Below are 13081 nucleotides of genomic sequence, written 5' to 3' on the forward strand. Positions count from 1 at the left end.
TCGCCAGCTCCTCCCGATCGACTCCAGCCGGACTTCGTCACCCTAACCGAGCACCCGGTGCACCCCCTGGCAAACGGTGACTTCAAACGGTAGTCGGATGTTGGCAGTGTGTGACTGAGCTCTTGTCAGGTGCCACCTCCAGACGTCACAGTGCTCCTCACGATTCCGTCCCAATCGTGAGGAGCACTGCTGTGAGAAGACGTCTGGTGGCCGTGGGTGCGGCGGGAGGACTCTTGGTGTCGGGGCTGGCTGTCATGCCGGCCGCTGGAGTGCCCGCGGGAGGTGAGGCCCGTCAGGTCCGCGACGTGGCGCGGGATCCCGACGGCACCGAGTTCATCCGGTACGAGCGCACGTACGACGGGTTGCGCGTTGTCGGTGGTGACCTGATTGTCCAACGTGGCAAGGGGAAAACTGAGCAGACCACCTTCAACCAGGGAGCTGGTTCCGTCGCGGTCCCGTCGACGAAGCCGAAGCTCAAGTCGGCGACCGGTGAGCTGATCGTCTACGTGACCGCGACCAAGCCCGTGCTCGCGTACGACGTGGTCACCCGCAGTGTGAAGCCCGACCAGACCCCGTCCGTGCTGCACACCTACACCGACGCGAACACTGGCGCCGTACTGGGCAGTGATGACGAGATCAAAGCAGGCGAGGGCAATTCGATGTACGCCGGCACGGTGTCGATCGGGACGTCGTACACGGCTCCCAACTATCTGCTGAAGGACCCGACCCGGGGCAACAGCTACACCGTGCACGCAGGTACCAATGCGATCTTCACCGACGCCGACGACATCTGGGGCGACGGCCTGCCCACCAACGTGCAGACGGCCGCGGTCGACGCGCACTTCGGCGCGCAGGTCACCTGGGACTACTACAAGTTCGTGCACGGCCGGCTCGGCATCTTCAACAACGGCGTCGGCACCAAGTCCCGCGTGCACTACGGCAGCAACTACGCGAACGCGTTCTGGGACGGCACCCAGATGACGTACGGCGACGGCTCCGGCAACGTCCATCCGATCACCTCCCTCGACGTGGCCGGTCACGAGATGAGCCACGGCGTCACCCAAGCCACCGCCAACCTCAACTACTCCGGCGAGGCCGGCGGCCTCAACGAATCGACCTCGGACATCTTCGGCACGATGGTCGAGTGGTACGCGAACAACGCCACCGACCTCGGCGACTACCTCATCGGTGAGAAGGTCGACATCTTCGGCACCGGCGCCCCACTCCGCCGCATGGACAAGCCGTCCTCCGACGGTTCGAGCCCCGACTGCTGGAGCGCAGGCGTCGGCGGCCTGGACCCGCACTACTCCTCCGGCCCGCTGAACCACTGGTTCTACCTGGCCGCCGAAGGCACCGGCCCCAAAACCATCAACGGCGTCGCCTACAACAGCACCTCCTGCAACGGTACGACGTTCGCCGGCATCGGCCGCAACATCGTGGCAAAGGTCTGGTACCGCACCCTCGCCACCAAGCTGACCTCATCCAGCAACTACCTCGCCGCCCGCAACGGCGCCATCCTCAGCGCCAAAGAACTCTACGGCGCCGGCTCCCCCCAATGCCTAGGAATCCAACGAGCCTTCGCCGGCATCAACACCCCACCCGGCACCCAAACCTGCTGACCACCCCGATCAGCGGGACGGCGGAGTCAACGCCTCAAGCCGCCGGAGGATGGTTTCGACGACTGAGCGGGCGGGGATCGGTGGGCTTCAACGCCAGAAAGGTTCCGGCACCGCCGACATCCCGCCAGCTGGCGCGTCGAGGTAGAGCAGGCTCTACCCTCGTCAGGTGCCGATGATCGAGGTCGATGGACTGATCAAGGAGTTCCGCAAGCCGCAACCGACGACCGGCCGACTCGCCGGTATCCGGCGGCTGTGGGCTCCGAAGCGCTCTGTGCGTGCGGTCGATCAGGTGGGATTCACCGTCGAGCGCGGCGAGATGGTCGGCTACCTGGGCGCCAATGGCGCCGGCAAGTCCACGACCATCAAGATGCTCACCGGGATCGTCGTACCGACCTCGGGCACCGTGCGGGTCGACGGTTTGGTGCCTTGGGAGAATCGCAAGAAGCACGCCCACAACATCGGCGTCGTCTTCGGGCAGAAGACCCAGCTCTGGTTCGACCTGCCGCTGCGCGTCTCGCTGGAAACCATCCGGGACCTCTATCGGATCTCCGCGGCGGACTATGCCGCCCGGATCGACGAGTTCGACGAGGTCCTGCAGATCAAGGACTTCCTGGAAACGCCGATCCGCTCCCTGTCGCTGGGACAACGGATGCGTGGTGATCTCGCGGGCGCGATGCTCCATCGCCCGCAGGTGCTTTATCTGGACGAACCCACGGTCGGTCTGGACGTGGTCGCGAAACAGGCCCTGCGGGACTTCATCGCGGAGCAGAACCGGGTGCACTCCACCACGGTGATGATCACCACGCACGACATGGACGACATCGAGCAGCTGTGCCGGCGCATCGTGCTGATCGACCGTGGGCGGGTCGTCTACGACGGCGACCTCAGCACGCTGAAGCGCCGTTACCTGCCTTTCCGCGAGGTGGTGGTCACTCCGGCCGAGGGCGCGGCCACGACTTCGATTCGCGCGGAGCACGCCGACCGGCTGGAGAACTCCGACGGCACGGTCTCACTTCGCTTCGACCCGGAGCGGACCAGCGCCGCGGCCGTGATCGCGCAAGCGGCCTCGGCGACCGCCATCGCGGACATTCATGTCAACGAGCCCAAGCTGGAGGACGTGGTTCGCCTGATCTATGCCGAGGCCGAGCGGTGACCGAGCCCCCGCGACCTCCTTGGGTCGTGCCGTGGTCAATGATTCGGCTCGGTACCAAGAACGCGCTGTACTTCCGGGCGAACGTCGTACTGTCCATGCTGTCGGTCGCCTTACAGACCGTCCTGCTCGTCACGGTGTGGCGTGCTGTCTATGCCGGGCGCGGCGCCGTCGCCGGTATCAGCGAGGCCGATGCGGTCAGCTATGCGGTGATCGCCATGCTGGTTTGGCATGTCGCACTGCCGTGGCAGCTGTCGTCGATCCCCGACCGGGTCCGCGAGGGAACCATCGCGACGGACCTCATCCGTCCGGTCGGCGTCGTGGGACAGAGCCTCCTGCAGTCCGTCGGCGGAACTGTCGGCGCGATTCCCGGAGTTGTGGTCGGCCTGGCCATCGCGCTCGCCATGGGAGGTCTGACGCCGCCGGCCGGCGGCGTCGCGTTTCTTGGTTTCGTCCTCACGGCCGCGCTCGGCTGGTTGATCGCCGCGTTGCTGAATCTCGCCGTCTCGATGGTGGCGTTCTGGACAACAGATACTCGCGGCTCGTTCTACGTCTACCGAGCCATCGCCAGCTTTGCCTCCGGTGCCCTGGTCCCACTCTGGTTCATCCCCTCGTGGCTGCGCCCGATCCTTGATGCACTGCCCTTCGGGCTGCAGGTATTCGCACCGCTCCAACTCTGGCAGGGCGAGGCACCGCTCGGCGGACTCTGGGGTGTGCTTGCGGCCCAGCTCGGCTGGTTGGCGGCCGCTGCCGCGATCGTTGCCTTGGTCACTTGGCGAGCCCTGCGCAAGGTGGTGATCAACGGTGGTTGATCTGCTCCGCGACTTCCGCATCCTGCTGCGCGTGGCCTGGCTGACCGAGCTTGAGCACAAGGCCAATCTCTTCATCTCCGTCATCGGCGCCTTGGCCTTCAACGCTGGGCAGTTGCTCTTCATCGGAGTGCTGCTGGACGCCTTCGGCTCGATCGCCGGCTGGAGTCCGGCCGAGATCATGGTGCTGTTCGGCATCCGGATCGCGAGCCACAGCGTCTACGCCTTCTTCTTCCGGCGGGTGATCGATGTCGACCTCGTCGTACACACCGGCGAGTTCGACCGGTACCTGTTGCGACCGACCAGTCCGTTCCTGCAACTGCTGACGCGACGCTTCAATCTGCAGCAGTTCGGCGACGTGATCATCGCGGCGGCGATCCTGGCGCTGGCTTTGCCCAGAGCCCCGATCGACTGGCATCCGCTGCTCGTGGTGTGGCTTGTCATCGCGATCGCTGCCGGTGGCATGTTGGAGGGCGGGCTCCAGCTGGCTCGCGGTGCGCTGGCCTTTCGCCTGCAGAACACGCAGTCGCTGACCGGCCTGATCGACGCCGTCTTCGGAACCTACGGCAACTTCCCACTGCAGATCTTCGGCACGCTCGGATCCATCCTGTTCACGGTCGCCCTCCCGTTGGCGTTCGTCGCGTGGATCCCCGCCGCCATGATCACCGGCCGGGTGGACTCGCTGTGGTTTCCCGCATGGCTGGGCTGGCTGAGCCCAGCCGCAGGGGTCGTCTGCCTGGTGGCCAGCATCGCCTTCTTCACCCGGCAGTCTCGCCACTACTCCAGCCCAGGCTCCTAGCCAACATCTAGCGGCTACGGAGGCCGATGGCAGCTAGCGGCCAACCCTCGGCTCCACGCTGAACCAGGGGTATGGTCCCCAGCCATGGACATGCTGAAGGGCGCCCAGATCGCAGCGGCCAACCTGACCGACTGGCGCAAGCTGGCCCAGGGACTGCACTCTCGCTACCTGATCGACAGCTTCGGCGCCGGCGCCCGCTTCGTTGCCGCGATCGGGGAAGCGGGCGACGCGCTCGGCCACCATCCGCGGGTGTCCATCGGCCAGGGGTACGTCGACCTCAAGCTGGTCAGCGACGATGCGATCTACCGCGACGACGAAGGCACCGAGTACGTCGTCGAGTGGGTGACCCAGCAGGACATCGACCTGGCGCGACAGATCACCGAGCTCGCCACCGTCCACCAGCTCAAGGCCGATCCCGCCTCGGTCAGCGACCTCGAACTCGGCCTCGACACCGCGCGCTCCGCGACCATCGCTCCAGTTTGGGCCGCCCTGCTCACCGGGGACGCCGCCGCCCAGGGCCGCGGTACCCCCGGCGACGAGATCCGGGACGCCACCGGACGCGTACCGAACCTGTGGTTCGGGGAGGCCGACGAGACCTCGCGTCAGCGGTTCCATGTCGAGGTCTACGTGGCACCCGAGGCGGCCGACCAACGGATCGCCGCCGCCCTCGCCGCAGGCGGAACCATCGCCGACGACAGCGACGCCCCCTCGCTCACCGTGATCGCCGACCAGGACGGCAACACCGGGATCGTCTGCGTCGACACCTCCGCCGTGAAGCAGGACTGAACCCGCACATAAGCGGGATTATGCGCGGGCGATCAACCAACTGGATGGTTGCTTCTGATGGTGTTGTGGGGGTCGACCCGGTGCTTGATCGCGGCCAACCGCTCCACCGCCCCCGACGGGAACAGCGACGCGAGCTCTTCGTCGGTGGCGAAGTTGAGGACCATCCGCTCGCGGATCCACGGCTTCATCTTGTCGTGCAGACCAGCGAGCGCGGTTTCAACCGCCGCACCCATCTCCGGCGCCGCCACGAAGCCGCCGGCGAGCAACAGGTACGGCGGGTCGATCGTGCCGGCTGCCCCCTGCGATACGTCCGCGCGAGCGAACGCACCACCGAGGTGCCGTACCTCGAAAGCGAACAGCGGCGACGGCTCACCCGGTACGGCGGCGTCCAGCAGCGCGTCGATCGCGGCCGCATCGAAGTCGGAGAGCAGCACCGTCTTCAGCAGACCGGGTACCGGCTCCTCCGGCTCCTGCGCGATCAGCCCGATCTCGCGCAACGGGATCATCGCCGTACCGCTCATCAGCGGAGCCGCGACCGCCTCGAAGGGGGCCAGCAGCTTGCGGGCCTCGTCCTCGGGGCCGAGGAAGACGGCGTCCAGCGCGACCGCCCACTGACCGCGCATCGCCTCCGGAACGAACGGGACGTCCGGGAAGTTCAGGAGCCAGATCCACAGCGTCAGCTCGTCCGGAACTGTCGTGGTGACCTCCGCGAACGTCCGCAGCAGTTCCTTCGCGTGCTGAATCGGCCACATCGTCCGCCCGCCGAAGATCTCGGGCGCCGGTACCAAGGCCAGCTCCATCGCGACCACGATCGCGAAGTCGCCGCCACCACCGCGCAGCGCCCAGAACAGGTCGGCATCGGACTCCGCCGTCACCCGTCGCGGCTCACCGTCGGCGTCGACGATCTCGAAAGACCGCACCAGATTCGCGGCCTGCCCGTACTTGCGTCCGAACCAACCGAGTCCGCCACCCAGCGTGTAGCCGACCACGGTGGTATCCCCGTTGCTGCCGGGGAGGCTGCTCATCCCGGAACCGTTCAGCGCCTGATTCAGATCTCGCCACCGGGCTCCGGCTTCGACGCGTGCAGTCCCCGCAGCGAGATCAACCGAAAGCCCGGTCAAGGCTCCCATCCGAAGCAGGATCGCCCCGTCCGTGGCCGGAGTGGCCCCATGCCCGGTCGGCTGCGCGCTGACGCCGACCCCATGCTGCCCGGCAAACCGGACCGCCACCCCGATGTCATCCGCATCGGCCACGTGGACCACCGCAACCGGGCGCTGATCCGCCAGCAGATGCCAGGCCGCCCGTTCGGCGTCCCAGCTCTCGTCCTCCGGACCGATCACGCGGCCCCTGACCAACTCGCGCAGCCCGGCGACCAGGCTTCCATCCTCGACATGCTTCATACGTGTTGCTCCGTTGGTAGTTCGCTGATTCGTCGCGCACCGCAGTCACACCGCAGATAGATGACGAAACCTTCACTGACCCGATGCCAGGACGCAGCCATCCACCGATGCTGGTGTCCTGTCTCAGGGCTTGGCGGATCGCTGCCTGCATCTCCAGTCATGGAGGCAGTACGGCGATCCCGCCCGGGATGGTTCGCCTGTTTCTAGGAGGCTGCTGAATTAGGGCGGTTTTGGGATTGGTTGCTGTGTGGGTCTGAGCGCGGAGATTGGTGGGCAGGCGCAGTTCGAAGTCTGGGGCGAGGCGTGGCAGAGCGGTCCGGTCGGTGAGAAGGTGTCTGGGGCCGGTGGGGTGGCTCGTGGTGGGCGCTGACGCCGATCGGAAGCCTCGCTGGTGGCCTTTGTCAGGTGGTCTGGGCGGTCAGGACCCAGAGTCCTGTCGTGCGGGTGAGTCCTCGGCCGATGAGGTTGCGTAGGTTGAGGGCGGCGGTGCGGTGTTTGAGCCAGGCGTTGTTCTTGGTGGTGCCGCGGTAGCGGAGTTTGACGCGGCGTCCGCCGTGGCTGGCGATCTGGGAGATGGCTCGTTCCACGTTGGGCCGGTTGGTGCGGTAGTTCTGGCGCAGGTCCGGGTCGTTGGACCAGTCGCGGCGGGCTTGGCGTAGCAGCGCGTCGTGGTTGTGGAGTTGGAGGATACGGCCGTTCTTGGCCGTGGTGCAGTGGGTCCGCAGCGGGCAGTCGCGACACAGCACGCCGAAGACCACGGCGCGTGTCTTGGTGATCGTCCGGGTGTGCCCGGCCGGGCACTGGGCCTGGCCGGCCGCTTCGTCCACGGTGAAATCATCGATGGTGAAACCGCCTTCGACCGGGGCCTTCACCGGGCCGGGTTTGATTACCGCGCCATGTCCGGACTCGGCGATGGCGGCCCGCAGATCCCCTGCGCCATAAGCGGAATCGCCGTACCACTGGCGGGGTTCGGTCTCGGCGGCCAGGAAGTCGGCGGCCACGGCAGCGTCGCTGTTGTCGGGCCCGGCTGCCTGGGTGAGGGCCTCGTCGGTGATGATCGCGGTCTCCGGCTCGGCGGCCACGTGCGCGCGATACCCATCGCGGGTGTTACGTGGCGACTTGCGGGTATGGCGGGCCTCGGGATCGACCGTGGAGATCACCCGCTCGGGCGCGGTCCGCCGCGCGATCCGCCACCGCCCGTCGGTGCCGTCGCTGCCGTCGGCCGGTTCCACGTCTTGGCCGGCGATCAATGCCAGCAACGCCACCACGTCCTCGGCGTCGTCGTCCAGCTTCGTGCCGGCCAGGGCATCGATCAGCGCGTTCGCGTCGTTGACCAGCGCCGATACCAGCGCCTGCCGCGCGTCACGGTCGTCCCAGTCGATCACCGGCTTGCCCGGCTGGGAATAGTCGTGGCCGGTGCACACCGCCGCGATCTGCTCCATAGCGCCAGGCACCTGCCGACCGACCCGGCGAATCACCGAGACCAGCTGAGTGATCGTGTCCTGAGTGGCCACCGCGTCGTCAAGGATCGTGGAATCCACCGCCCGCTTCGACCGGCCCCGCAACACTCCGGTCACCGCAACCAGCTTGCGGACCGCGTCATTGATCCGATACGGCCGATCCGACTTCGCCAACCGCCGCCGCCAATACACCAACGTCGAAGCGTCGAAACCCTTCGCGTCCAACGCCATCCCGGTCGCGACCTTCCACCGCAGATCACACCGCGCCGCCTCCGCGGTCTCCCGATCCGAATAGTCGTGCAACGTCTGCAGCACCATCACCGACGCCATCACCGACGCCGGGATCGACGGCCGTCCCTTACCCGACCCGAACAGATCATCGAAATCACTGTCAGCGAACAGCTCTCGCCGATGCTCAGCCAAGAACGCGAACATGCTCCCCTCAGGCACCAGATGACCGACCAGCGCCCGCGCATCCAACAACTCCCGATCAACCCGCTCAACACCCTGCACCCCACAATCGTCCCCGCGACCAACCCACACACCCGGCAGGGACACACCGATTATTCAGCGGCCTCCTAGGCGCCTTCGAGGAGGCCTAGTTCACGAGCGCGGGCGCGCACTCCGCGCCGGGTTTCCAGGTCGAGCTTTCTGAGGATCGCCGCGGTGTGGTGCTCGACGGTCCGGACGGAGAGCGCCAACTCGTCGGCGATCTCGGCGTTGGTCATCCCGTCGGCGATCATCCGCATCACCTTCAGTTGGCGTGCGGTCAGACCAGCCTGGTTCGGCCGGTGGCCGGCTCGTTCGGGGGAAACTCCGAGGGCCCGAAGGCGCTTCTTCACCAGGTCGACCGCAGGTCGCGCACCCAACGCCCGGAAGATCCGGAGGGCCTCGACGGTCGGCTCCACCTCGCCGGATCCAGCCAGCTCGACCGCCTGTTCGTAAGGCGCGCCAAGCTCCTCCCATCGCGCAGCCGCCGCCCGCCAGTCCTCGAACGTCCCCTGGCTCGTCCGTTGCAGCGCGCGGTCCAACTGCTCCCGCAACGGACCGCTGCGGGCGACGCTTCGCTCGCTACCAAGCAGCGTGGTCCGAATCACCTCACCCGGGTCGGCCCGGCCATGCAGCCAGCACCAGTCGAGCAGCGCCAGCCCAGCCAGTACGGCGGTCGGTTCGGCCGCCTCCCCCGAAGCCGCGGCCCACGCTCGATTCAACAGCTCCTCGGCATCTGGATGCCCCTGTCGTGCGAGCAACTGGCCGTAGAAGGTCGCCAGATGCGTGGCGCGGCGGCTGGTGTCCGGCACCTCCGGCGCCAAGGCGACGAACCGTCTTTCCGCCTCCGCCCAATCACCGCGATGAGTCGCGAGCACCCCCATGTGCATCGCGAGATTCTGGGCGGCTGTCAGCAGGTTCCACTCTTCGCTGAAGGCCAGGCCCGCCTTCGCGATCGTCTCCATCTCGTTCCACCGATGGAACCTGAGCAGCATGTGGCTGAGGTTGAAGTACGAGCGGGCAACCACCTCGCGATCGTTCCCGCGGCGGGCGGTCTCCAGGCTCGTCCGCATCAGATCGAGCCCCTGCTCGTCCCCCAGATCGCAGTGCGCCATCCCCAGATAGTTCAAGCACAGGGCGACGAGGTCGGGCCGCCCGGCCTGCCGGGACAGCTCGAGCGCGGCCTCCAGTTGGCTGATCGCCTGGGCCGACTCGACCCGGAGCGCGGTCATCACGCCTTGCGAGGTGGCCGCGGCGGCCTCCGCCCCGGTTCCCGCGGCGGCGCTCACGGCCCGATCCGCCATCGCACTGGCCGCATCGATGTCGCCTGCGACGTAGTAGGTCCGCGACAGCCCCAACAGCGCGTCGGTGAGCGCACCCCGATCGTCCGCCACCGCCCGGCGTTCCACCGCGGCGATGCCTTGCGGGATGGCCTCATCGTGTCGCCCGGCCAGATGCAACTGCCAGCTGTAGGCAGCGAGGAGGTCGGTGAGTTCGGCATCCGGCGTCTCGGCCTCGTAGCGAATGGCGGTCTCGAAGTGCTTGAGAGCCTCGCGATTCGCCCCGGTCCGAGCAGCCTCGTGCCCGGCCGCCGGCACGAAGCGCACGATGCTCTCGATGTCGCCCGATTCGACAGCGTGATGGGCGAGCGAGCCGAGGTCCACGGTGTCGCCCTCCGCCACCATCGCCTCCAGGACATTCCGGTTCAGCTGCCGCCGCCGGATCGGAGGTACGCCGCTCGCTACCGCCCTTCGGGCCAACTCGTGCCGGAACGTGATCGTCGCAGGCTCAGCACCGTGAACCTCCAGAATGCCCGCAGCCTCAGCAGCGACGACCGCATCCCCGTCCCCCGCCGCCAAGGTCTCCGCCAGGCTGATCGGGATCGCGGTCGGGATCACCGACAACTGCTCCAGCGTCGCGACCGCCTGCTCCCCCAGTTCGTTGACCCGAGCGAAGATGGCGTCCTGCACAGAAGCCGGTACGCCGTGACGCGGGCCGGCGAGGACCTCGGTCAGGTAGAACGGGTTCCCACCGGTCAGTGCCAGCAGCTCGTGGGCAGACCACTGCGGTCCGGCCAGATCGGCGATGCCGGTCTCGGACAGTGGCCCCAGCTCGAGGCGTTGCCACCTTGGCGAGCTGACCGATGCGAGGACACGTCGCAGAGTGCTTCTGGTCTCGAGCGCCTCGGTGCGGAAGGTCATCACGATCAACAGCGGCAACCGGTCGAGGCGACGTACCAGGTAGTGGAGCAGGTCGATGCTGCCGTCGTCGGCCCAATGGACATCCTCGAGAACCAGAACTGACTTCTCGGCCCGGGACAGCTCGTCGACGACAGCCGTGAACACCTCGTGCGGCCCGGCCGAGGTCAGCACCTCCGCGATCCCGGTGCCACGAAACGCATCGCGGAAAGGCCCCAGCGGTTTCGCCGTGGACAGGTCGTCGCACAACCCCACGAACGCGGTCGTGTCCTCGCCCAGCCGCGACAGAAAGGACCGGACCAGGCTGCTCTTGCCGATCCCCGCCTCACCGGACAGTACGACGCCCGCACCGCCGCCATCACGGACTGCCGCCACGGCCTCAGCGAGCGTGTCGAGCGCCGCCGCGCGCTCAACCAGCCCATCGACCCGGCCATCGACCATCTTCGTGCTCCCCCGTCGGTACGGTCCCAGGAGACACGATATGGGTAACCGTCGCCGACGGCGGGGAGCTTTGTCAGGCAGACTTGCTCAACGCGCTGTCTTCGGCTGGAGCGGGATCACGGACGTCGCGGAGGAGGAGAGTCAGCTTCCGGTGGGCTCGCCAGGTGCGGCTCTTGACCGTTCCGAGCGCGACGCCCAGGTGTTCGGCGATCGCGCTCTGCGAGTAGCCGTGGAAGTGGGCGAGCTCCAGGACCTGCCGCTCGTCGGGGCTCAGCTCGTCCAGCGCTTCACGCACCCGCCAGGCCTCCCAGGCTGCCTCCAACGACGGACCTTCGACGGCGATCGCCCGACCGAAGTACAGGTCGCCGTCCAGCGTCAACGACTGCAGCGACTTCCGTTCACGCCGGTAGACATCGACTGCCGATCGCCTCGTGATCGCGTACAGCCAAGCTTTGATCTCGCGGCTCGGGTCGAACGACTCCGCGCCCTGCCACGCTCGCGTGAACGCGTGCTGGACCGCGTCCGCGGCGAGCTCACGGTTGTTCAGAATGCTCATCGCGGTGGCGAACATCGCCCGCGAATACAGTTTGTAGACCTCCGCGAAGACAACCTCTTCGCCGCGGTGGAATCCCGCCGCCAACTCCTGCCCCTCAGCCTCTGTCATGCTCAGGCCCCCTTCGGCTCCCCCGAAACTTCTTGCGTACAACCAACTTCGCAGCAGCCGGCGGGACCTACATCGGTGGCGGTTGCCTATTCGGTGGACGGCGGCAACTACCTACTCGTCCGCGCGGTCCGGCAGGTCGAAGTGCTGGCTGGCGCGGCACACACTGCGCAGATGGAGCTCGGGACCGCTTTCGCGGTACAGGATGAAGCGGTCGGCGATCCGCGCGGGCCCGCCGCAGTCGGGACACGTGCATTCCGGGCGCGTAGACAGGCCGGCGCGGATGCGCTGCTCCAGCCCCTCGGGAGGCTCGGCCCAGACCTCGCTCCTCCGCAGCAGGCTGTCGACGACTGCCAGTTCCAGGCCTTCAGCCATCGGTGTTCGCCCTGCCTTCTCGGTCTCGCCCGTGCCCGCTACGTGGTGCATACCCCGTCAGTACGACGTTGCGGACGGGAACGGTTCGCTCACCCCTCGGCCTCAGGTAGCGCAAGGAACCGACGGACCGACCCTCGCCGTACCGCTTCTGTTCGGGCACTTCCGCCCGGCGGACACAGAACGGGACGTCCCATGGCAACCTCGGTCGACACCAACCGACTGACTTCATCGGCGGAACGCGCGGACCGCCTCAGGCGCAGAGGACTCGCGGCCGGCGCATTCACCGGCCCGGTCGGCCTCCTGATCGCCAATGCGCTCTATGCGTACGCCACGAAGGATGGCGGCAGCGATGCGACCGGTGCGGAGACACTCGCGCTGATTGTCGCGCATCCGACCGCCACCCGCTTCGCCACACTCGCGGCGGCGCTGGGCTCCCTGCTGATGGTGCCAGCGGTCTTGGCAGCGATCCGGGTGATCGGGTCCGGGCGGTCGGCGAAGCTGGGGTTCATCGGGGGGACTCTGGCAGCAGGCGGCTACATCTGCTACTTCGGCGTGAACCTGGCGGGCCTGATCGCGCTCAGTATGGCGAAGTACGGCGGGCCGACGGCGGACTTCGCGGCGGTCATCGACGACAGCCAGGGTGGTGACCCAGCCTTCGCTTGGGTGTTTCCGCTGTTCATCCTGGGCAACCTGGTCGGCATCTTCCTGCTCGGACTGGCTCTCCTGCGCAGCCGGACGGTGCCCGTGCTCGCCGCGGCCGGAGTGATGTCCTGGCCGCCGTTGCACATCCTCGGGTTGTTTGTCCTCGGCAACGAATACCCCGAGGTCGTCGGCGGAGCGTTCCTCGTGGTCGCCTTCGGAGTGATCGGCGTGCGGCTTCTCCGCGGTCGCTGA

General features: G+C 67.3%; 11 protein-coding genes. 6 read left to right on the plus strand and 5 right to left on the minus strand.

Annotation, left to right across the window (positions count from 1 at the left end; all coding sequences use genetic code 11):
• Positions 1 to 191 precede the first annotated feature (191 nt).
• The 5 genes from OG474_RS00145 to OG474_RS00165 all read left to right on the plus strand — a co-directional run bounded on the left by OG474_RS00145 (position 192) and on the right by OG474_RS00165 (position 5163).
• The gene (locus OG474_RS00145) at positions 192 to 1619 is read left to right on the plus strand and encodes a M4 family metallopeptidase (protein WP_405060073.1); all 1428 of its coding nucleotides are present in this window, start codon (positions 192 to 194) and stop codon (positions 1617 to 1619) included.
• Between the two features lie 172 nt (positions 1620 to 1791).
• Positions 1792 to 2772, plus strand: a complete 981-nt coding sequence (locus OG474_RS00150) for an ATP-binding cassette domain-containing protein (RefSeq protein WP_405064526.1) — start codon at positions 1792 to 1794, stop codon at positions 2770 to 2772.
• A 26-nt stretch (positions 2773 to 2798) separates the two neighbouring features.
• Entirely contained in the window at positions 2799 to 3581 is a 783-nt protein-coding gene (locus OG474_RS00155; protein ID WP_405060074.1) for an ABC transporter permease, read from the plus strand.
• On the plus strand, positions 3574 to 4377 hold the full coding sequence (locus OG474_RS00160; RefSeq protein WP_405060075.1) for an ABC transporter permease: 804 nt from the start codon (positions 3574 to 3576) through the stop codon (positions 4375 to 4377). Before OG474_RS00155 ends, OG474_RS00160 begins: the two co-directional genes overlap by 8 nt.
• Positions 4378 to 4461: 84 nt before the next feature.
• Positions 4462 to 5163, plus strand: a complete 702-nt coding sequence (locus OG474_RS00165; protein ID WP_405060076.1) for a VOC family protein — start codon at positions 4462 to 4464, stop codon at positions 5161 to 5163.
• Between the two features lie 32 nt (positions 5164 to 5195).
• Here the strand turns inward: OG474_RS00165 and OG474_RS00170 are convergent, their stop codons facing one another.
• The 5 genes from OG474_RS00170 to OG474_RS00190 all read right to left on the minus strand — a co-directional run bounded on the left by OG474_RS00170 (position 5196) and on the right by OG474_RS00190 (position 12187).
• Positions 5196 to 6563, minus strand: a complete 1368-nt coding sequence (locus tag OG474_RS00170) for an FAD-binding oxidoreductase (RefSeq protein ID WP_405060077.1) — start codon at positions 6561 to 6563, stop codon at positions 5196 to 5198.
• A 401-nt stretch (positions 6564 to 6964) separates the two neighbouring features.
• A complete protein-coding gene (locus OG474_RS00175) occupies positions 6965 to 8536 on the minus strand; it encodes an IS1182 family transposase (protein ID WP_405060078.1) in 1572 nt (523 codons plus the stop codon).
• Positions 8537 to 8601: 65 nt separating this feature from the next.
• Positions 8602 to 11151 carry an ATP-binding protein gene (locus tag OG474_RS00180; RefSeq protein WP_405060079.1) on the minus strand — a complete coding sequence of 850 codons (2550 nt, stop codon included), beginning with the start codon at positions 11149 to 11151 and terminating at the stop codon, positions 8602 to 8604.
• Positions 11152 to 11224: 73 nt separating this feature from the next.
• Positions 11225 to 11815 (minus strand): RNA polymerase sigma factor, encoded by a 591-nt coding sequence (locus tag OG474_RS00185; protein WP_405060080.1) that lies wholly within the window; start codon positions 11813 to 11815, stop codon positions 11225 to 11227.
• Between the two features lie 111 nt (positions 11816 to 11926).
• The gene (locus OG474_RS00190) at positions 11927 to 12187 is read right to left on the minus strand and encodes a hypothetical protein (RefSeq protein WP_405060081.1); all 261 of its coding nucleotides are present in this window, start codon (positions 12185 to 12187) and stop codon (positions 11927 to 11929) included.
• Between the two features lie 192 nt (positions 12188 to 12379).
• Here OG474_RS00190 and OG474_RS00195 point away from each other — a divergent pair, with 192 nt between their 5' ends.
• Entirely contained in the window at positions 12380 to 13081 is a 702-nt protein-coding gene (locus tag OG474_RS00195) for a hypothetical protein (protein WP_405060082.1), read from the plus strand.

The sequence above is a fragment of the Kribbella sp. NBC_01505 genome (assembly GCF_045040285.1).
Taxonomy (GTDB): domain Bacteria; phylum Actinomycetota; class Actinomycetes; order Propionibacteriales; family Kribbellaceae; genus Kribbella.